We start from the raw sequence: 21,532 nt of genomic DNA, 5'->3' as shown, positions 1-21,532 counted from the left end.
GGTCAGCCTTGCCGATAGGGCAAGGCTGCTTTCGCTTCCAGCGCATAAGCCATCACCCCGCCGCGCTCCTGCTCCAAAAAGTCGCTGACCGCCGCCTTCAGCCCCGCGTGCCGCAGGTAATGCCACGAATGGGTCAGCACCGGCTCAAACCCGCGGATCAACTTGTGCTCGCCCTGGGCGCCGGCATCGAAACGCTGATAACCCTCGGCGATGGCGTATTCCATGCCCTGGTAGAAGCAGGTTTCAAAATGCAGGCGATCGAACTCCTTCAGGCAACCCCAGTAGCGGCCATAAAAACTGTCGCCGCCCACCAGGCTGAAGGCCATTGCCACCGGCCGCGTGCCTTGTTTGGCCAGCACCACGCGAATCGCCTCGGGCATGCGTTCGGCCAACAGGCTGAAAAACGCCCGCGTCAGGTACGGCCGCTGGCGCCGCACCGCGTAGGTATTGGCGTAGCAGGCGTAGACAAAATCCCACTGTGCTTCGCCCACTTGCCGACCTTCGAGCCACTCAAAATCGATGCCCTGCCCCGCCACTTGCTCGCGCTCCTTGCGCATCTGCTTGCGCTTGCGCGAGCTGAGGGCGTCGAGGAAATCCTGGAAATCGCGATAGCCACGGTTGTGCCAGTGGTACTGGCAGCCAATGCGTTGCAGCCAACCCGGTTGCCCGGCCAAGGCAGCATCGGTGGCGGCGTCGGTGAAGTTGATATGGGCGCTGCCCAGCCCTTCGATCTCCAGGTAACCGGGCAGGCACTGGAGCAACTCGGCGCCATCCTGCCCGGCCGCCGTCAACAGGCGCGGGCCGCTGACCGGGCTGAAGGGCACGGCCGTCAACAGCTTGGGGTAATAGTCGATACCGGCGCGCTCGCAGGCATCGGCCCACGCGTGGTCGAACACGTACTCGCCATAGGAATGCCATTTTCGGTAGCTGGGCAACGCCGCCAGCAAGCGCCCGCCCTCACGGTGCAGCAGATGCTCGGGCTGCCACCCGGTGTGCTGGCCGACACTGGCGCTCGCCTCCAGCGCCGCCAGAAAACCGTGGCGCAAGAACGGCTGGTTCGCCGGCACCAGGGCATCCCATTCAGCGGGCGCGATGGCCGAAAAATCCTGCACAACCTCAAGCACCATCCTACCCCCCGCCCTGAACCCAAAGTCCCGGCGAGTATCCCCTATCCGCGACACCGGCCGAAATAAAAAAACCCCGCCGAAGCGGGGTTGAACACGAGGGGAGCTTTAACGGATGAAGAAAGAGCTCCTGGAACGCAACAGCGTGAGGCTTAGAACACGTACTGGGCGCGGACCACGAAACCGTCGCCGCTGTCGTCGCCGGTACGACGCGCCGGGGTGCCGCCGCTGGCGGCGGTGGCGTTGGTCACGTTGTCGGTCTTGGCCTTGAGGTAGGCGGCGGAGATTTTCACCGCTTCGTTGGCGTACCAGTTCACGCCCAGGGTGTGCACCTTGGCTTCAGCGTCGCCGACGTCACGGGTCAGGCTGGCGGTGGTGATGTTGTCGTCTTCGACGGTCAGGCTGTCGTAGCGATAGAACAGTTCCCAGGCACCGATGGCTTTGTTGGCCGGTTTGATTGCGTCGAATTTGCCGACTTTATAGCCGCGCGATTCGCCGGTCAGGGTGTACGCACCCTGCACGTAGAAGCCATGGCCCTTGATGTCTTCGCGGCTGCTGTCGTCAGCCTTGGTCTTGCGGGCGATGTACTCACCCTGGATCGAGGCCGGGCCCATGGCGAACGCGGCTTCCAAGCCGAAGGCGTCATCGCGGTCATAAGAACCTGCTGGCGAGGAAGAGCTGCCACCCAGGATCGGACGGTTGCCGTTGGTGCCGGCGTCGTTGCCGCCCAGGGTTTCCACGCCGCGGATGCCCATACGGGTGCGGTAGCGCGAATCGAACGCGGTGTCGGAAACATCGCGGGACGCGAGGTTCACACCAAAGTGCAGCACGTTGCCAGCCTCGTGCATCGGCGCAAACACAAAGCGGCCGTTGACCTGCTTGACGCTGTTGCCGTCGGTGTCGTCGGTGTCTTTGCTGAACACGCCAGCCGAGGCGTAGAACGAGTCGGCGAAGGTGCTGGAGGCTTGCAGGCCCAGGCCGTTTTGGTGGCTGTTGGCCCAATCGACCATGTCATAGGCCATGTTGCGCTCTGGCGCGGTGACCCACTTGGAGCTGGTGGCTTTTTCCAGGCCGAAGTCCGGGTCAAAACGGCCGACCTTGATCGATACAGGCTTGAAGCCGTTATAGGCCAGGGACGCTTCGTCGAAGTAGCCGTTGTCCGAATCGCCGGCGTTATGGGAGAAGTCGTAGCTGATGGCATAGGCCCAGTCGGTGTAGAGCACACCGGACAACTCCAGGAACGCGCGACGGAAGTAAGCCGCGTCAGCGGTGTCGCCATTCTTCGTGTACACGCCGTCGAACTGGCTGTAGTCCGCCTGCAAACGCCCGCCGAGCTTGAAGCTGAATTCTTTGTCGGTGGTAGCAACCTCAAGGCCGCCCTTGGTTTTGACTACGATATCGGCGCCGTCAGTGGTGACAGTGCCAGCGAAAGCCTGGGCGGTAACTGCCAGGGCCAGGGCGCTGGCGGCAAAACCGGCGAAGTGCTTACGGATCATCGAAGAGTTCCCCTAATTGGTGGTCTTTGGCGTTGGAAAACACGCGGGGCTGGCCCGCTGGTGTTGGGAGGGAATCTTGGCGGCGGGTTATTTCAGAGGAGTTGCTGATATATAAAGATTTTGTTACAGCGGAACTTTTTTACTTCGAAAAGAAATAAGCGGTTCAGACGCCGAGCGGCAAGCTGTAAGCCGCAATCTAGAGCGGTTCGGGGGAGTTTTCGGCGGGAGGCGAGGGCTATTTGATGGTGTTTTTTTGTTCGGCAGCGAGGCGTGCAGCCAGTTCGTCCAGGCCCGGTACGGGGGGTTCCGGCAGCTCGCGCAGGGTCGCTTGCAGCAAGCGCATCTGGCGCATGAAACGGCGGCAATTGGGGCAGAACAGCAGGTGATGATGCATCATCAGTCGTTCACGAAAACTCAGTTGGCCATCGATAAAGTCGCTGGAGCGGGCCACTTGTTCCTTACAGGTCAGCATTCGCCGGTTTCCTCGAAATGTTCCACGGTTGCGAAAACTTTGAGCCGTGCCCTGTGTAGCAGCACGCGGACATTGGAGAGGGAGATATGCAGAAGATTACAGATTTCCTCCATCTCCAGACCCTGGCGCTCGCGCAGCAACAGCACGCTGCTTTGCAACTCGGAGAGGCTAAGCAAGGTGTGTTCCAGGCATTGACGCAACTGCTCCTGGCTGAGCAAGGCTTCCGGGGAATCCTGATGCCAGGCGTAAGGAGCCACCAGCCAGTGGCCATCCTCGTGACTGAAGCGTTCGTCACCGAGGGTACCGTGGGGGGCGGGCAGGTCGTCGAGTAGCACTTCGCGGCGGTTTTGCCGGTAGCGGCCCTTGGCGGCGTTGGCGGTGATGGTCAGCAACCAAGTCTTGAGGCTCGAACGCCCCTCGAACTTCGCCAGGCTGCGCACCACCGAGAGCCAGGCATCCTGCACCACTTCATCGGCATGGCGGTTGCCGACGATGGCGTAGGCCACGGCGCGCATGGCGCTTTGATAGGTGCTGACCAACTGTTTGTAGGCCAATTGCTCGCCCGCCAGTAGGCGCTCGATCAGTTGTGCATCATCCTTAGCCAACATTCACTGCCCTTCCTGTCGCGGTTAGGAGAAGGCCGCAGGTATTGGGAAACCTGCGACAGCGCCCAAAAGTTACAGCGCTTTAACCCCTTCGAATGCAGGAAATTTCATCTTTTAGCGCGCGAAACATAACCGACAGGTCAGAGCTTGCGCAGAATCACGCTACCAATCGAGTAACCCGCACCGAACGAACTGAGCACGGCCAGGGAGCCGGTCGGCAAATCGTCCTGGTACTTGTGGAAAGCAATCACCGAACCGGCCGAGCTGGTGTTGGCATAGGTATCGAGAATCACTGGCGCCTCGACTTCCGTGGCTTCGCGGCCCAACAGTTTCTTGACGATCAGGTGGTTCATGCTCAGGTTCGCCTGATGCAGCCAGAAACGCTTCACATCGCCGACGTTGAGCGAATTTTCCTGCAAATGGGCGCCGATCAGTTCCGCCACCATCGGGCACACATCGCGGAACACCTTGCGGCCTTCCTGCACGAACAGCTTGTCCGGGGCGCCGATGCCCTCTTCCGCGGCACGGTTGAGGAAGCCGAAGTTATTGCGGATGTTGTTGGAGAACTTGGTCAGCAGCTTGGTGCTGACAATGTCGAACTGATGCTTGGAGGTGGCCAGGTCGGCCCGCTCGATGATGACGGCGGTGGCCGCGTCGCCAAAGATGAAGTGGCTGTCGCGGTCACGGAAATTCAAGTGGCCGGTGCAGACTTCCGGGTTGACCATCAGGATCGCCCGGGCCTGGCCCAGTTGCACGCTGTTGGCCGCAGCCTGGATGCCGAAGGTGGCGGAGGAGCAGGCCACGTTCATGTCAAAGCCGAACCCCTGGATGCCCAGCGCTTCTTGCACTTCGATGGCAATGGCTGGGTAGGCGCGTTGCAGGTTGGAGCAGGCGACGATCACGCCGTCGATGTCGGCGGCGGTCTTGCCGGCGCGCTGCAAGGCTTGTTCGGCGGCGCCGATGGCCATTTGGCAAAGCACCGACCACTCGTCGTTGCTGCGCTCGGGCAGGCGCGGGGCCATGCGCTGCGGGTCAAGGATGCCTTCCTTGTCCATCACGAAGCGGCTCTTGATGCCGGAAGCTTTTTCGATAAAAGCGGCGTTGGATTCGGTCAGCGCCTGAACCTCGCCGCGGGCAATGGCCTCGGCGTTGTCGTGGTTGAATTGAGCCACGTAGGTGTTGAAAGACTGCACCAGTTCTTCGTTGGAAATGCTGTTGGCCGGTGTGTACAGGCCGGTGCCACTGATGACGACGTTATGCATGGTCGTTTCTCTAATCCGTTCAGGCAGAAAGCATTGGCACCGACGTACCAACACATAAAGGGTCCGGCTCCCTTAGAGGGCCGGGCCTGGCGTCGCTTTATTCCGATCCGCCGTGGCTGCGAAAGCGCAGCACTGCGGGTACGGCGTTTATAGCGGCGAAGTTTGCCATAAACGCCAGCATTTGGCCCCTATGCCGAGACGACAGGGCAGCAGGGCAAATGCACTAGGGCTCTACTTGGCTCCACTGTTTGCTCAGGCGCTTGTCTGAAATCGGCACCTTGGTGCCCAACTGCTGGGCAAACAACGACACCCGGTACTCCTCCAGCCACCAGCGGTATAGCTCCAATTGCGGGTCGCGCTTGCCTTCCTGGGCATGCTTGGCGACACGGGCCTGGTACTGCGCCCACAGGCCGCTCAACTCGCCGCTCCAGACCCGGTCCTTCTGCACCTGGCCGGGGAGTTTTTCCAGGCGCAGTTCGATGGCTTTGAGGTAGCGCGGCAATTCTTTGAGCCACTGCACCGGGGTTTCGCGCACGAACCCTGGGTACACCAGGTTGCCCAGTTGCTGCTTGATGTCGTTGAGGGCCACGGCGCGGGCCAGGTCGATCTTGCCCTTGAAGCACTTTTGCAGGCCATGCCACAGCTTGAGGATGTCCAGGGTCAGGCGCGCCAGGCGTTCAGCGTGTTCGGTCCAGGCGCCGCGCTTGCGTTCGGCCAGGGAAGCGAGCCCGGCACCGTCGCGGGGCAGGCTGGTTTCGCCGTCCAACACGCAGCTGTCGAGGCTGGCCAGCAGAATGTCTTCGACCAGGGCATCGATGCGCCCCAGTTCGCGGTACATCAGCCCCAGTTCGGTGAGGCCCGGTAATTTGCCGCGCAGGAACTTCGCCGGCTCCGCCAGTTGCTGCATCAGCAGGCGCTGCAAGGCGCGGCGGTGCTGGAACTCGGCTTCGGCCAGGGTGGAGAAGCGCCCTTCCTTGACCGTGCCGCCCTCTTCAACCAGCGCCGGGTACACCGTCATCGACAGCCCGGCGATGTTCTGTTGAGTTTTCTCGGCCACCGCGGCGAACGCCTTGGGTTGCACCGGCTCCTGGCTTTTCGCCGTGTGCGGCACCGCCAGCGCAGCCTGGCTGGCCTCGGCGAAACGAGCGGTCAACTGTGCCCAATCACGGCCCTCGCCGAGGAACTTGCCCTGGCCATCGACGATTTCCAGGTTCATGCGCAAATGGCTGTCGACCTGCTGCGCCGCCTCGGCCCAGGCTTCATCGCTGACGCGCACCCCGGTCATGCGCAGCAACTCGCGGCCCAGGGCCTGGGGCAGCGAGCCTTCGGCGAAGGTGATGCGCGCCAACGCGGCCTTGACGAAATCCGGCACCGGCACGAAGTTCTTGCGCAGGGCCTTGGGCAGGTTGCGCACCAGGGCGATGCACTTGGCTTCGATCAACCCCGGCACCAGCCATTCCAGACGCTCGGGCGGCAACGCCGGCAGCAGCGGCGCGGGCACGCGCAAGGTCACGCCGTCACGCGGGTGGTTGGGCTCGAAGTGATAGCTCAGCGCTAGGGCCAAATCGCCCAGGTGCAGGGTGTCGGGGTAATGGGCGGCGGTGACTTCGCTGGCCTCGCGGGCTAGCACGTCTTCCTCGCGCATCATTAATAGCTGCGGGTCTTTCTGGCTGTGGACCTTGTACCAACTGTCAAACGTGGCCGTTTGGTGGATCTCGGCGGGCAGGCGCGCGTCGTAGAAGGCATACAGGGTTTCTTCGTCGGCCAGGATGTCGCGCCGGCGCGCCTTGGCTTCCAGTTCGTCCAACTGCTCCAGCAGGCGCGTGTTGGCGCTCAGGCACTTGGCCCGCGACTGGATTTCCCCGCGCACCAGGCCTTCGCGGATAAACAGCTCACGCGCCAGCGGCGGGTCGATCGGCCCGTAATGCACCGGGCGGCGGCCGACCACGATCAGGCCGAACAGGGTGATCTGCTCGAACGCCACGACCTGGCCGCGCTTCTTCTCCCAGTGCGGCTCGAAGTGGTTTTTCTTTATCAGGTGCCCGGCCAGCGGCTCGATCCAGTCCGGTTCGATCTTGGCCACCATGCGCGCATAGAGCTTGGTGGTTTCCACCAGTTCGGCGGTCATCAGCCATTGCGGGCGCTTTTTGCCCAGGCCCGAGGACGGGTGAATCCAGAACCGCCGCTGGCGGGCGCCGAGGTAGTCGCCGTCCTCGGTTTTCTGCCCGATCTGGCTGAGCAGGCCCACCAGCACGGCCTTGTGCAGTTTCGGGTAGTCGGCCGGCTCTTTATTGACGGCCAACTGCATGTCGCGGCAGATCAGGCTCAATTGGCGGTGGGAATCGCGCCACTCGCGCAGGCGCAAATAGTTGAGGAAATTTTTGCGGCACCAGTTGCGCAGCGGGCTGGCGGTCAGGGCCTGGCGCTGTTCCTCAAAACCGCGCCACAGGTTGACCAACCCGGCGAAGTCCGAGTGCACGTCCTTCCACTGCGCGTGGGCCTGGTCGGCGGCCTGTTGGCGCTCCGGCGGGCGCTCGCGGGGGTCCTGGATCGACATGGCGCTGGCGACGATCAGCACTTCCTGCAAGCTGCCCAGTTTGGCCGCTTCCAGCAGCATGCGGCCCATGCGCGGGTCCACCGGCAGGCGCGCCAACTGACGGCCCAGCGGGGTCAATTGGCTGTTGCGGTCCACCGCCGAGAGTTCTTGCAGCAGGTTGAAGCCGTCGCTGATGGCCTTGCCGTCCGGCGGTTCGATAAAGGGGAAGTCGGTGATTTCGCCCAGGCGCAGGTGAAGCATTTGCAGGATCACCGCGGCCAGGTTGGTGCGCAGGATCTCTGGGTCGGTGAACTCGGGGCGCGCGAGGAAATCCTCCTCGGCGTACAGGCGAATGCAGATGCCCGGTTCGACCCGCCCGCAGCGGCCCTTGCGCTGGTTGGCGCTGGCCTGGGAAATCGCCTCGATGGGCAGGCGCTGGACCTTGGCGCGGTAGCTGTAGCGGCTGATGCGCGCGGTGCCGCTGTCGATCACATAGCGAATGCCCGGTACTGTCAGGGAGGTTTCCGCGACGTTGGTGGCCAGCACCACGCGCCGCCCCGGGTGGGACTGGAAAATCCGCTGTTGCTCGGCCGGCGACAGGCGCGCGTACAACGGCAAAATCTCGGTGTGCTTGAGCTGGGCCTTGCGCAGCATGTCGGCGGCGTCGCGGATTTCCCGCTCGCCGGGCAAAAACACCAACACATCGCCCGGGCTCTTGCGCTCGCTACGCTCATGGGCGGCGATTTCGTCGAGGGTGGCGAGAATGGCCTGGTCCACCGTCAAGTCGTCCTCGACCCGGTTGCCCTCCTCGTCCTGCTCCAGGGTCAGGGGCCGATACCAGGTCTGCACCGGGAAGGTGCGGCCCGAGACTTCGACGATCGGCGCGTCATTGAAGTGCTTGGAGAAGCGCTCCAGGTCGATGGTGGCCGAGGTGATGATGACTTTCAGGTCGGGGCGGCGCGGCAACAGGGTCTTGAGGTAGCCGAGCAAAAAATCGATGTTGAGGCTGCGTTCGTGGGCCTCGTCGACAATGATCGTGTCGTAGCGCTCCAGGTAGCGGTCGTTCTGGGTCTCGGCCAGGAGGATGCCGTCGGTCATCAACTTGACCAGGGTATTGGCGTCGCTCTGGTCCTCGAACCGCACCTGATAACCCACCAACGCGCCCAACGGCGTGGCCAGTTCTTCGGCGACCCGGCTCGCCACGCTGCGCGCCGCGATCCGCCGCGGCTGGGTGTGGCCGATCAAGCCGTACTGGCCACGGCCGATTTCCAGGCAGATCTTGGGCAACTGGGTGGTTTTGCCCGAGCCGGTTTCGCCGGCGATTATCAGCACCTGATGCTTTAGCAATGCAGCCTTGATTTCATCGCGCTTGGCGGCAATGGGCAGGCTGTCGTCGTAGCGGATCAGCGGCAGGCTGGCCCGCCGCGCCAGCACCCGGTCGCAGGACGCCTGCGCGCGCTCCAGCCACTGCGCCAGCTTGGCCTCGTCGGGTTGCTTGCGCAGCTCCAGCAACTGGCGGCGCAACCGGTGACGGTCGGCGAGCATGGCGTGGTCGAGGTTTTTCAGCAGTTGGTCGAAAGCAGGCGATTGGTCAGTCATCAGGTAGGCAAAGGTCGTCTAGTGGCGCAGGGCGGCGATTGTCGCAGATTTATGGCCATCACCGCAGGTCGGGTGTGAGCCTGCGCAGGCCCACTCCCACACTGCGGCTCACTCGTTATCCAGGCCCTTGCGCCGGTACGGGAACACGTCGATTACTTTCCCGGCGCGGATCGCCTCTTGCAGGCTTTTCCAGTAGTCGGCGTTGTACAGCTCGCCGTGGAGTTGGTCGAACAACCGTCGTTGGCCGGCATCGGCGAACAGGAACGGCGGAAACTCCTCGGGGAACACGTCCAGCGGGCCGATGGAGTACCAGGGTTCTGAAGCCATTTCGTCTTCCGGGGTGCGCGGCTGCGGGATGTGGCGGAAGTTGGCCTCGGTGAGGAAGCAAATTTCGTCGTAGTCGTAGAACACCACACGGCCGTGGCGGGTGACGCCGAAGTTCTTGAGCAGCATGTCGCCGGGGAAGATGTTCGCCGCCGCCAGTTGCTTGATGGCCAGGCCGTAGTCCTCCAGGGCTTCGCGCACCTGGGCGTCGTTGGCGTTTTCCAGGTACAGGTTCAGGGGCGTCATGCGCCGCTCGGTCCAGCAGTGGCGGATCAGCACCGTGTCGCCATGCACCTCGACCGTGCCCGCCGCCACTTCCAGCAACTCGGCCAGGCACGCCGGCTCGAACTTGCTCAACGGGAAGCGAAAATCGGCGAACTCCTGGGTATCGGCCATGCGCCCGACGCGATCGACGCTTTTCACCAAGCGGTACTTTTCGATCACCGTGGCGCGGTCGACGTTTTTCGACGGCGAGAAGCGGTCCTTGATGATCTTGAACACCGTGTTGAAGCCCGGCAGGGTGAACACGCTCATGACCATGCCACGCACGCCCGGGGCCATGATGAACTGGTCGTCGGTGTTGGCCAGGTGATTGATGAGGGCGCGGTAGAACTCCGACTTGCCGTGTTTGTAGAAACCAATGGAGGTGTACAGCTCGGCGATGTGCTTGCCCGGCAGGATGCGCTTGAGAAAGCCGATGAACTCGGCTGGCACCGGCACATCCACCATGAAGTAGGAACGGGTGAAGGAAAAGATGATCGACACGTCCGCTTCATCGGTAATCAGCGCGTCGATCTGGATCCCGCGGCCCTCGCGGTGCAACAGCGGGATCACCAGCGGCCACTGCTCGTCCGGGGTGTAGATGCGCCCCACCAGGTACGCGCCCTTGTTGCGGTACAGCACCGAGGAAAACAGCTCCACTGAAAGGTGCGGGTCCTTGCAGACCCAGTCCGGCAGGTTCTCGCGCAGTTGCGCGAGCAGGCGCCGCAGGTCGCCGGGTAGGTCGGCGTAGGGTTCGCTGAAGCTGTAGTCGACGAAAATCTGCTCCAGCATGCCCGACAGCTCGCCCTCGGGTTTGTAGGTGCGGGTCTGCGCGGCGCGGGCCCGGCGCAGGCTGGGCCGGGTGGTGTGGATAAACATGCAGCCATCGCTAATCAGGTCATGGCTGAACAGCCCGCAGAACGTGGAGTTGTACCAGGTCTCGGACAGCTCATCGTCGAAACGCAGGTCGATCAGGCTGATATAGGCGCTCTTGACCAGGGGCCAGAAACTCACGTCGAGCAGGGCCTGGCCGTCGAAGGCCTGGTGCAGGCGCGCCACGGTTTCGCCGACTTTTTCTTCGTAGAGGTTGATGCGTGCCGCCGACGCGGCCTGGGCCTCCTGCCACAGGGCTTGCTCGAACCGCGCCCGGGCGCCGTCGGTGATCTGGCGAAAGTGCTCACGGTAATCGTCGAAGCCTTCAAGGATCGTTCGAGCGATATCGGCGGCGGGCCATTGCTGCGGCATAGGAAGACCTCTGCGGGAATTTGCGAAGCCTGGAGCTTAGCCAGTGCCCGGGCCCAGGAGAAGGGCCAATGTGGGCAATTGCTAGACTCTGGTGGCCAGGCGCTCGCGCCGTACCTTGAGCCCGGCCATCAACGACGGGCCCAACGCCGTCAGCGCCGACCCCAGCACCACCAGCAACGCGCCGAAGTAGGCCAGGCCATTGATCTGCTCGGCGTGCACGTAATCGGGCCACAGCCACGCGGCCAGGGCCACGGCAACGAAAGTCACCAGCGGCGTGATCGCCAGGGTCGCACTGACCCGCGAGGCTTCCCAATGGGCCAGGGCCTCGGCAAACGCACCGTAGCCGATCAGGGTATTGAGGCAACAGGCGAACAGCAAAAAGCCTTGCAGCGACGTCAGGTGCAAGGCCTCCAGCGGATGCACCCAAGGGGTGAGCACCAACGCGCAGAACAGGTAGATGACCATCATCACCTGCAACGAACTCCACACCGTCAGCAGTTGCTTCTGGCCCAGGGCGTAGAAGGTCCAGACCGTGGAGCCGGCCAGCACCAGCAGCACGCCAGCGGTGTAGTCGGTCAGGGAGGTGAGCAATTCCACCAGGCGTTGGTTGAAGAACAACCCGAACCCGACCAGCAGCACCAACAGCCCCACGCCCTGGCCGAGGGTGAAACGCTCGCGAAAGATGAACACGCTGGCCACCAGCAGCATCACCGGGCCGGTCTGCACCACCAGTTGCGCGGTGCCGGGGCTGAGCAGGTTGAGGCCCATCAGGTACAGCACGTAGTTGCCCGCCAGCCCCAGCGAGGCCAGCAGCACCAGCCATTTACCGCGCTTACCCAGCACCTTGCGGCTCGGCAAGCGCCGGGCCAGGGCGAGGTAGATGAAGAGCAGGCCACCGGCCACGAGCAGCCGATACCAGGTCACGGTCAGGGGGTCCATGACCACCAGCACCTGCTTGAGCTTGATCGGCAAGATCCCCCACAACAACGCGGTCAACAAGGCCAGGAGCAGCCCATAAACCCAGCGACCGGACGAAACGTGCATGGTGAACCTCTGAAGCGACGGCGAAAGACCGCCATTCTAGGCCCACCACGGCGCGACACACAGTCACAGTTTGAAACGCGCCGCAGGCAGAACTGTATGGGGCGGTTGCCCTACAGCATGGAAAGCACCTTTTACCCTGTGGGAGAAACACCTGTGGGAGCAGGCTTGCCCGCGATGGCGGTGGGTCAGCCACTCATCCAGCAACTGATGTAGCGCCATCGCGAGCAGGCTCGCTCCCACAGAGGAAAATGAAAATCCCACCCGCACCACAGTTCAACTGTGGGAGCAGGCTTGCCCGCGATGGCGGTGGGTCAGCCACTCATCCAGCAACTGATGTGGCGCCATCGCGAGCAGGCTCGCTCCCACAGAGGAAAATGAAAATCCCACCCGCTCCCACATAAGACCCATTCAATAATTGCAGGGCTTGTAGCGCTTCAACGCACCGCTTCAAACAACCCGGTAGCGCCCATGCCGCCGCCCACGCACATGGTGACGATGCCGTAGCGCAGGTTGCGCCGTTGCAGTTCGCGCACCAGGTGGCCGACCTGGCGCGAGCCGGTCATGCCGAAGGGGTGGCCGATGGAAATCGAGCCGCCGTTGACGTTGTATTTGGCGTTGTCGATTTCCAGGCGATTGCGCGCGTAGAGGCACTGGGAGGCGAAGGCTTCGTTGAGTTCCCACAGGTCGATGTCGGCCACTTGCAGGCCTTTGGCCTTAAGCAATTTGGGCACCGAGAACACCGGGCCGATGCCCATTTCGTCCGGTTCGCAACCGGCCACGGTGAAACCGCGGAAGAACGCCTTGGGCTTAAGGCCCAGTTGCAGGGCTTTTTCCAGGCTCATCACCAGGGTCATGGAAGCGCCATCGGACAGCTGTGAAGAGTTGCCCGCCGTCACCGAGCCGTCTTCGGCGAACACCGGTTTGAGCCCGGCCAGGCTCTGCAACGTGGTGTCGGGGCGGTTGCAGTCGTCGCGCTCGACCACGCCATCAAGTATCTGCACCTGGCCGCTGGCCTTGTCTTCGACCGCATACTTGACCGCCATGGGCACGATTTCATCGTCGAACAAGCCGTCGGCCTGGGCCTGGGCGGTGCGTTGCTGGCTTTGCAGGGCGTACAGGTCCTGTTCCTCGCGGCTGACGTTGTAGCGCCGCGCGACGATCTCGGCCGTCTGGCCCATGGGCATGTAGATGCCCGGCACCTGCTCCTTGAGCTGCGGGTTAATCAGGTGGTCGGTGTTGACGCTTTTGAGGGTCAGGCTGATGGATTCCACCCCGCCGGCGACGATGATGTCGCTGCACCCGGAGGCGATCTGGTTGGCCGCGATGGCAATCGCCTGCAGGCCCGAGGAGCAGAAGCGGTTGAGGGTCATGCCTGCCGTGCCGGTGCCCAGGCGCGACAGCACCGCCACGTTGCGCCCGATGTTGTAGCCCTGGGCACCTTCGTTGGAGCCGGCGCCGACGATGCAGTCCTCGACACTGGCCGGGTCGATGCCGTGGCGGCTCAGCAGCGCATTGACGCAATGGGCCGCCATGTCATCGGGGCGGGTCTGGTTGAACTTGCCGCGAAAGGACTTGGCAAGGCCGGTACGCACACTGTCGACGATCACTACTTCACGCATGCCACACCTCGGGATTGTTGTTGTCGGTTGAGAGTGGCCCGAGAGTAAATCCCCGGGCGCGCCGACCGCGACAATCATTCATCGGGCGTATGCAAAACCATTGGGTAGGCCGGCCCCCTTGTAAAAAGCGGGCTTGCTACACGTAGGGTTATTTCTTTTTGTCCTGCTTGTCCGAGCGGACAAAGGCCGCTTCCAACGCCTGGTTGATCGTGCGCAGCACCTTGACCCGCGCCCAGCGCTTGTCGTTGGCTTCCACCAGGGTCCAGGCCGAAACTTCGGTGCTGGTGCGGTCAACCATGTCACCGACGGCGGCGCGGTAGTCGTCCCATTTTTCGCGGTTGCGCCAGTCGTCTTCGGTGATCTTGAAGCGCTTGAAGGGAATTTCCTCCCGTTCCTGGAAGCGTTCGAGCTGGGTCTGCTTGTCGATGGCCAGCCAGAACTTGACCACAATCACCCGGGCATCGCTCAGTTGTTCCTCGAAGTCGTTGATTTCGCCGTAGGCACGCATCCAGTCGGCCTTGGCGCAAAAGCCTTCGACCCGTTCCACCAGCACCCGGCCGTACCACGAACGGTCGAACACGGTGAATTTGCCCCGCGCCGGAATGTGCCGCCAAAAGCGCCACAGGTACGGCTGCGCGCGTTCTTCCTCGGTGGGCGCGGCGATGGGCACGATGCGGTACTGGCGCGGGTCCAGGGCGGCAGCCACGCGGCGGATCGCGCCGCCCTTACCGGCCGCATCGTTGCCCTCGAACACCGCCACCAAGGCGTGCTTGCGCATGCGTTTGTCGCGCATCAACCCCGACAGGCGCGCCTGTTCGGTAATCAGTTGTTCTTCGTAGTCGGCTTTGTCCAAGCGCTGGCTCATGTCCAGGCTGCCCAGCAGGCTCAGTTGGTCGATGCTCGGCGGCAGCGGCGCGGCGCTGACCCGGTCGGGGTTGACCTTGGGCCGGCTCAGCGCCGCGTGCAGGCCTTCGAGCAGGATCTTGCCCACGGTGAGGCTGCGGTAATGGGCGTCCACGCCTTCGATCACGTACCAGGGCGCGTAGTCGCGGCTGGTACGGCGCAGCACCCGCTCGCCAAAGCGCACGAAGCGGTCGTAGGTTTCGGACTGCTGCCAGTCCAGCGGGCTGATGCGCCAACTGTGCAGCGGGTCGTCGCGCAGGGCCTTGAGGCGGTTTTTCATTTGCTTCTTGGACAGGTGGAACCAGAACTTGAAGATCAGCGCGCCTTCATCGCAGAGCATTTTCTCCAGGCGTTCGGCACCGCCGATGGCCTGGTCCAGGCCAGGGTCCTTGAAGCGCCCGTGGACCCGGCCCTGGAGCATCTGGCTGTACCAGTTGCCGAAGAAAATCCCCATGCGCCCCTTGGCCGGCAGCAGGCGCCAGTAGCGCCAGGCCGGCGGGCGGGCCAGTTCTTCGTCGGACTGCTGGTCGAAGGTGCGCACCTCGATCAGGCGCGGGTCCATCCACTCGTTGAGCAGCTTGACGGTTTCGCCCTTGCCCGCCCCCTCGATGCCATTAATCAGCACGATGACCGGAAAGCGGCCCTGCTGCTGCAACTCGAACTGGGCTTCGAGCAAAGCTTCGCGCAGGGCCGGCACTTCGGCGTCGTAGGTGTCTTTGTCGATGGCGTGACCGATTTCGGCGGATTCAAACATGAGCGGCTCCCTTCCAAGATTGAGCAAGACTAGCGGATCGCATAGGGCGGCGGTGGAACAAAATCCACCCCCATCCCCGGACGGGACGCACAGCAGGCCGCGGATTTTCCGCCCTTGGATCAGCGCCCACCTTGCCATGGATCAATCGCCACCACCCTGATCGGCTAGAATGGCGCCCTTGCCGTAGCCGAGCCGACCATGACCACTGCCCTGCCCCACGCCCAGATCGACTGGGACGACCAAGGTCGCCCGCACTCGCGGGTGTTTGACGACGTGTATTTCTCCGACCAATCGGGCCTTGCCGAAACCCGCTACGTGTTCATCGAGCAAAACCGCTTGGGCGAGCGTTTCGCCGCGCTGGCGCCCCACGGGCGGCTGGTGATTGGCGAAACCGGGTTCGGCACCGGGCTCAACTTTCTCTGTGCCTGGCAGTTGTTCGAGCAACAGGCGCCGGCCGGGGCGCGGCTGCATTTTGTCAGTGTCGAAAAATACCCCTTAAGCCACGCCGACCTGAGCCGGGCTCTGGCCCTGTGGCCCGAGTTGCAGCCGTTGGCCGAGCAGTTGCTGGCGCAATACGTGGCGATCCACGCCGGCTTCCAGTGCCTGATCCTGGGCCATGGCCGGGTCAGCCTGACCCTGTTGATCGGCGACGCCCTGGAGCAATTGCCGCAACTGGATGGCCAGGTCGATGCGTGGTTCCTCGACGGTTTTGCCCCAGCGAAAAACCCTGACATGTGGACCGCCGAACTGTTCACCGAACTAGCGCGCCTGGCCGCCCCCGGCGCGACCCTCAGCACCTTCACCAGCACCGGTTGGGTACGGCGCCTGCTCAACGGCGCCGGGTTCAAGATGAAGCGCACCCCGGGCATCGGCCACAAGTGGGAGATCCTGCGCGGCGAGTTCCTCGGCTGGCCCGCCGACGTGGCACCGCCCGCCGCCAGCAAACCCTGGTTCGCCCGCCCTGCGCCGCCCCACGGCGAGCGCCGGGCCCTGGTGATCGGTGCCGGCCTGGCCGGTTGCGCCAGCGCCGCCAGCCTCGCGGCGCGGGGCTGGCAGGTCACCCTGCTGGAGCGTCACGGCGCCGTGGCCCAGGAGGCCTCGGGCAACCCGCAAGGGGTGCTGTACCTCAAGCTGTCGGCCCACGGCACCGCGTTGTCGCGCTTGATCGTCAGCGGTTTCGGCCACACCCGGCGCCTGCTGGAGCAACTGCAACGCGGCCACGACTGGGACGCCTGCGGCGTGCTGCAACTGGCGTTCGACCCCAAGGAAGCCGAGCGCCAGGGCCAATTGGCCGAGGCCTTCGCCCCCGACCTGCTGCACTTGCTAGACCGCGACCAGGCGCAAGCCCTGGCCGGGGTGGAACTGGCCCACGGCGGGCTGTTTTTCCCCGAGGGCGGCTGGGTACATCCGCCGGCCCTGTGCCAGTGGTTGGCCAGCCAACCGGGGATCGAATTGCTGACCCACCATGAAGCCCTGGCGCTGCGCAAGGTTGACGGCCAGTGGCAAGCCCTGGCGGGCGAGCAGGTACTGGCCGAGGCGCCCGTGGTGGTGCTGGCCGGGGCCGCCGAGATCAAGGGTTTCAGCCAAAGCGCCGGGTTACCCCTCAAGCGCATCCGCGGGCAGATCACCCGGTTGCCCGCCACCGCTACCAGCCAAAGCCTGGCCACGGTGGTTTGCGCCGAAGGCTACGTGGCACCGATGCGCGGCGGCGAACACACCCTGGGCGCCAGTTTCGATTTCAAGAGCCAGGACAGCGCCACCACTGCCGCCGACCACGCCAGCAACCTGCAACTGCTGGAGGCCATTTCCAGCGACCTCTTCCAGCGCCTGCACGCCGGGCAACTGGACCCGGCCCAACTCCAGGGCCGCGCCGCGTTCCGCTGCACCAGCCCCGACTACCTGCCCATCGTCGGCCCATTGGCCGACCTGCCCGCGTTCGCCCAGGCCTACGCCGCATTGGCCAAGGACGCCCGCCAGGTGCCGGATGTGCCCTGCCCGTGGCTTGACGGGTTGTTCGTCAACAGCGGCCACGGCTCGCGCGGGCTGATTACCGCGCCGCTGGCCGCGCAGTTGCTGGCGGCATGGCTGGATGACGACCCCCTGCCCGTGCCCAAGGACGTGGCCCAGGCCTGCCACCCCAACCGCTTCGCCCTGCGCGCCCTGGTGCGCGGCAAGGCCTGAGGCCCACGCGCTCAGCGGCGCTAGGGAATGCTACAGATACCCAGGTGGCCTTTAACAACGAACGGCAATACTCAAGCGCAGGTACCAGGCCTCGCATTGCGGCCTCGGTGCGCCGCTGAAAATCGTGCAGGTTGTGGAGGTTGGTTCGCAGTTCCTGCAGGTCTTGCCCGTGGGCGTGCAGCAACCACGGCGCCAGGTTCTCGGGCAGGACCGGCGTTATCCAGATCGCCGGTCATGTCCAGCAATGCCGCCAATTGTTCGTCCCCCGAAACGGTCGATGGGGGGTTAACCGCGCGGTCTTGCCTTGCCACTGTGTTCGCTCCTGATTAAGCCGCGAACCCTGACGAACACCTTGCCCGCCCCTGCTGAAGAACCCACGGCGCGGCTTACTAAAACACTCGGCGCACCGGCCCAGGGCGCAACTATTTACTACCCGATGCGCCGGCCCACGCGCTTGCGCCGCGGCCGCTTATAACGGATCGATCTAAAACTCCCAGGTTCGACACCGGTCAGTTTCCTTGCCCGCGCTGTTTTGGCGCCGGCACGAATGCCCCTCCCCAACGGAAAAACCGGTAAGGAATTTATGTGCGGATTAGCTGGCGAGTTACGTTTCGATCACCACCCTGCCGACCTGGCAGCGGTGGAAAGAATCACCCATCACCTGGCCCCTCGCGGCCCCGACGCCTGGGGTTTTCATAGCCAGGGGCCGGTTGCCCTGGGCCATCGGCGGCTGAAAATCATGGACCTCTCGGACGGCTCGGCCCAGCCGATGGTGGACGCGCAACTGGGCCTGTCCCTGGCCTTCAACGGGGCGATCTACAACTTCCCCGAACTGCGCACCGAGCTGGAAGGCCTGGGCTACGCCTTTTATTCCGGCGGCGACACCGAAGTGCTGCTCAAGGGCTACCACGCCTGGGGCGCCGACCTGCTGCCCAAGCTCAACGGCATGTTCGCCTTCGCCATTTGGGAACGCGACGCGCAGCGTCTGTTCATCGCCCGCGACCGCCTCGGCGTCAAGCCGTTGTACCTGTCGCGCACTGGCCAGCGCCTGCGCTTTGCCTCCACGTTGCCGGCGCTGCTCAAGGGCGGTGACATCAACCCGCTGCTGGACCCGGTGGCGCTCAACCACTACCTCAACTTCCACGCCGTGGTGCCGGCACCGCGCACCCTGCTGGCGGGCATCGAAAAACTGCCCCCCGCCACCTGGCTGCGCATCGACGCCGATGGCCGCACCGAGCAAAAAACCTGGTGGAGCCTGGCCTACGGCCCGCGTGCCGATGAGCAGCACCTGACGCTGGAGGATTGGACCGACCGCGTGCTGGACAGCACCCGCGAGGCCGTGGCCATTCGCCAACGGGCGGCGGTGGAGGTGGGTGTGCTGCTCTCCGGCGGCGTGGACTCCAGCCTGCTGGTGGGCTTACTGCGTGAAGTGGGCGTGGAGCAACTGTCGACTTTCTCCATCGGTTTTGCCGATGCCGGCGGCGAGCGGGGCGATGAGTTCCAGTACTCGGACCTGATCGCCCAGCACTACGGCACCGAACACCACCAGTTGCGCATCGCCGAAAAAGAAATCATCGAGCAACTGCCGGCGGCATTCCGCGCCATGAGCGAGCCAATGGTCAGCCACGACTGCATTGCCTTCTACCTGCTGTCGCGGGAGGTGGCCAAGCACTGCAAAGTGGTGCAAAGCGGCCAGGGCGCCGACGAGTTGTTCGCCGGGTATCACTGGTACCCACAGGTGGACGGCGCCAGCGACCCGTACGCGGCCTATCGCGAGGCGTTCTTCGACCGCAGCTACGACGACTACGCGGCCACCGTGCAGCCGCAGTGGCTGACCGCCAACGACGCGGCCGGGGATTTTGTGCGCGAGCACTTCGCCCAGCCCGGCGCCGAGGCCGCCGTGGACAAGGCCCTGCGCCTGGACAGCACGGTGATGCTGGTGGACGACCCGGTCAAACGGGTCGACAACATGACCATGGCCTGGGGCCTGGAGGCGCGCACGCCGTTCCTCGACTATCGCCTGGTGGAGCTGTCGGCACGGGTGCCCGGCCGGTTCAAGCTGCCCGACGGCGGCAAGCAGGTGCTCAAGGAAGCGGCGCGGCGGGTTATCCCCAGCGCGGTGATCGACCGCAAGAAAGGCTACTTCCCGGTGCCTGGCCTCAAGCATTTGCAAGGCGACACCCTGGGCTGGGTGCGCGAGTTGCTGCTCGACCCCAGCCAGGATCGTGGCCTGTTCAACCCGGCCATGCTCGACCGTTTGCTCAGCGACCCGCAGGGCCAGTTGACGCCGCTGCGCGGCTCCAAGTTGTGGCAACTGGCCGCGCTGAACCTATGGCTCAGCGAACAAGGAATCTGATTGATGAAACCCCATGCCTCCGCCTACAGCCAACGCCTGTTGCGCGGCCAGACGCCGTCCTATGAGCGCTTACAGGCGCGTTTTGCCGAAGACGGCAGCGAACCCGGCCCCGACCCCATCGCCGTGCATTGCGGCTGGGGCCGCTTGCTCATCGGCCACACCTTCCCCGACCCCGCCAGCCTGGCCTGCGAGTTGCTTCACGAAGCGCCCGGCGAACGGGACATCGCCCTCTACGTGGCCGCACCCCAACAGGTGCTGGGGCTGGAACCGGCGCAGTTGTTCCTCGACCCTTCCGACACCCTGCGCCTGTGGTTCACCGACTACCGCCAGGCCACCCGAGTGTTTCGCGGTTTTCGCATTCGCCGCGCGCAAAGCGAGGCGGACTGGCAGGCCATCAACACGCTGTACCAGGCGCGCGGCATGCTGCCCGTCGACCCGCAACGCCTGACCCCGCGCCACGAGGGCGGCCCGGTGTACTGGCTGGCCGAGGACGAAGACAGCGGCGCGGTGATCGGCAGCGTCATGGGCCTGAACCACCACAAGGCGTTCCATGACCCGGAGAACGGTTCGAGCCTCTGGTGCCTGGCGGTGGACCCGCACTGCACGCGGCCCGGGGTGGGCGAGGTGCTGGTACGGCATTTGATCGAGCACTTCATGAGCCGGGGCCTGAGTTACCTCGACCTCTCGGTGCTGCACGACAACCGCCAGGCCAAGCAGCTCTACGCCAAATTGGGCTTTCGCACCCTCACCACCTTCGCCATCAAGCACAAGAACGGCATCAACCAGCCACTATTCCTCGGGCCGGGGCCAAGCGCCGAGCTCAACCCCTATGCACGGATCATTGTCGAAGAAGCCCACCGCCGCGGCATCGACGTGCAAGTCGAAGACGCCGACAGTGGCCTGTTCACCCTCACCCACGGCGGGCGCCGGGTGCGCTGCCGCGAATCCCTCAGCGACCTGACCAGCGCCATCAGCATGAGCCTGTGCCAGGACAAAAGCCTGACCCACAAGGTGCTCAAGGCTGCGGGCCTGAACGTGCCGGCCCAGCAACGAGTGGGCAATGCCGACGACAACCTGGCGTTTCTCGACGAGCACACGCGGGTAGTGGTCAAGCCTTTGGACGGCGAACAGGGCCAGGGCGTGGCGGTGGACCTGTGCACCATCGAAGAGGTGCAGCAGGCCATCGACAGCGCGCGCCAGTTCGACAGCCGCGTGTTGCTGGAAAGCTTCCACGAGGGCCTGGACCTGCGCATCCTGGTGATCGGTTTTGAGGTGGTGGCCGCCGCCATCCGCCACCCGGCGCACATCGTCGGCGACGGCCAGCACAGCATCGGCGCGTTGATCGAAGCCCAGAGCCGACGGCGCCAGGCCGCCACCGACGGCGAAAGCAAAATCCCCCTGGACGCCGAAACCCAGCGCACCCTGCACGCGGCCGGCTACGACTACGACAGCATCCTGCCCCCCGGCCAACGCCTGGCCGTGCGCCGCACCGCCAACCTGCACACCGGCGGCACCCTGGAAGACGTGACCGCAATGCTGCACCCCACCCTGATCGATGCCGCCCTGCGCGCCGCGCGCGCCCTGGACATCCCGATGGTGGGCCTGGACCTGATGGTGCCCGCCGCCAACCGCCCCGAGTACGTGTTTATCGAGGCCAACGAACGCGCCGGCCTGGCCAACCACGAACCCCAACCCACCGCCGAGCGCTTTGTGGATTTGTTGTTTCCCCATAGCCGCTGAGGCTTTAAGAG

The 21,532-nt window shown here is 64.2% G+C and carries 13 protein-coding genes; 3 read left to right on the top strand and 10 right to left on the bottom strand.

Features of this window, described 5'->3' with window-relative positions:
* Positions 1 to 2: 2 nt before the first annotated feature.
* The 10 genes from CKW13_RS04185 to pap form a co-directional block, all read right to left on the bottom strand.
* Complete coding sequence (locus CKW13_RS04185) at positions 3 to 1,127, bottom strand: GNAT family N-acetyltransferase (RefSeq protein WP_095107330.1); 1,125 nt, start codon at positions 1,125 to 1,127, stop codon at positions 3 to 5.
* A gap of 149 nt (positions 1,128 to 1,276) precedes the next feature.
* Positions 1,277 to 2,620, bottom strand: a complete 1,344-nt coding sequence (locus tag CKW13_RS04180) for an OprO/OprP family phosphate-selective porin (protein ID WP_095107328.1) — start codon at positions 2,618 to 2,620, stop codon at positions 1,277 to 1,279.
* 235 nt (positions 2,621 to 2,855) lie between these two features.
* Positions 2,856 to 3,092 carry an anti-sigma factor gene (locus CKW13_RS04175; protein WP_095107327.1) on the bottom strand — a complete coding sequence of 79 codons (237 nt, stop codon included), beginning with the start codon at positions 3,090 to 3,092 and terminating at the stop codon, positions 2,856 to 2,858.
* On the bottom strand, positions 3,086 to 3,700 hold the full coding sequence (locus tag CKW13_RS04170) for an RNA polymerase sigma factor (protein ID WP_095107326.1): 615 nt from the start codon (positions 3,698 to 3,700) through the stop codon (positions 3,086 to 3,088). The genes CKW13_RS04175 and CKW13_RS04170 overlap by 7 nt, the downstream gene beginning before the upstream one ends.
* A gap of 137 nt (positions 3,701 to 3,837) precedes the next feature.
* Positions 3,838 to 4,959, bottom strand: a complete 1,122-nt coding sequence (locus tag CKW13_RS04165) for a beta-ketoacyl-ACP synthase III (protein WP_095107324.1) — start codon at positions 4,957 to 4,959, stop codon at positions 3,838 to 3,840.
* Positions 4,960 to 5,182: 223 nt separating this feature from the next.
* The gene (gene hrpA, locus CKW13_RS04160; RefSeq protein WP_095107323.1) at positions 5,183 to 9,094 is read right to left on the bottom strand and encodes an ATP-dependent RNA helicase HrpA; all 3,912 of its coding nucleotides are present in this window, start codon (positions 9,092 to 9,094) and stop codon (positions 5,183 to 5,185) included.
* Between the two features lie 108 nt (positions 9,095 to 9,202).
* Complete coding sequence (gene aceK, locus CKW13_RS04155; protein ID WP_095107322.1) at positions 9,203 to 10,924, bottom strand: bifunctional isocitrate dehydrogenase kinase/phosphatase; 1,722 nt, start codon at positions 10,922 to 10,924, stop codon at positions 9,203 to 9,205.
* An 81-nt stretch (positions 10,925 to 11,005) separates the two neighbouring features.
* On the bottom strand, positions 11,006 to 11,968 hold the full coding sequence (locus CKW13_RS04150) for a DMT family transporter (RefSeq protein ID WP_095107321.1): 963 nt from the start codon (positions 11,966 to 11,968) through the stop codon (positions 11,006 to 11,008).
* A gap of 434 nt (positions 11,969 to 12,402) precedes the next feature.
* Positions 12,403 to 13,587: a thiolase family protein gene (locus tag CKW13_RS04145; RefSeq protein WP_095107319.1), complete on the bottom strand. Its 1,185-nt coding sequence runs from the start codon at positions 13,585 to 13,587 to the stop codon at positions 12,403 to 12,405.
* A gap of 148 nt (positions 13,588 to 13,735) precedes the next feature.
* Entirely contained in the window at positions 13,736 to 15,244 is a 1,509-nt protein-coding gene (gene pap, locus CKW13_RS04140) for a polyphosphate:AMP phosphotransferase (RefSeq protein ID WP_095107318.1), read from the bottom strand.
* 198 nt (positions 15,245 to 15,442) lie between these two features.
* On the opposite strand from pap, the gene mnmC reads away from it, so the two are divergent.
* From mnmC to ngg, 3 genes are all read left to right on the top strand, one after another.
* On the top strand, positions 15,443 to 17,425 hold the full coding sequence (gene mnmC, locus CKW13_RS04135) for a bifunctional tRNA (5-methylaminomethyl-2-thiouridine)(34)-methyltransferase MnmD/FAD-dependent 5-carboxymethylaminomethyl-2-thiouridine(34) oxidoreductase MnmC (RefSeq protein WP_095107316.1): 1,983 nt from the start codon (positions 15,443 to 15,445) through the stop codon (positions 17,423 to 17,425).
* A gap of 583 nt (positions 17,426 to 18,008) precedes the next feature.
* A complete protein-coding gene (locus CKW13_RS04130) occupies positions 18,009 to 19,781 on the top strand; it encodes an N-acetylglutaminylglutamine amidotransferase (RefSeq protein WP_095107314.1) in 1,773 nt (590 codons plus the stop codon).
* A gap of 3 nt (positions 19,782 to 19,784) precedes the next feature.
* A complete protein-coding gene (ngg, locus tag CKW13_RS04125; RefSeq protein ID WP_095107312.1) occupies positions 19,785 to 21,521 on the top strand; it encodes an N-acetylglutaminylglutamine synthetase in 1,737 nt (578 codons plus the stop codon).
* Positions 21,522 to 21,532 lie beyond the last annotated feature (11 nt).

The sequence above is a fragment of the Pseudomonas sp. Irchel 3E20 genome (genome assembly GCF_900187645.1).
Taxonomy (GTDB): Bacteria; Pseudomonadota; Gammaproteobacteria; order Pseudomonadales; family Pseudomonadaceae; genus Aquipseudomonas.
The sequence above is the reverse complement of the archived record's forward strand: the minus strand, read 5'-3'. Positions and strand labels throughout refer to the sequence as shown.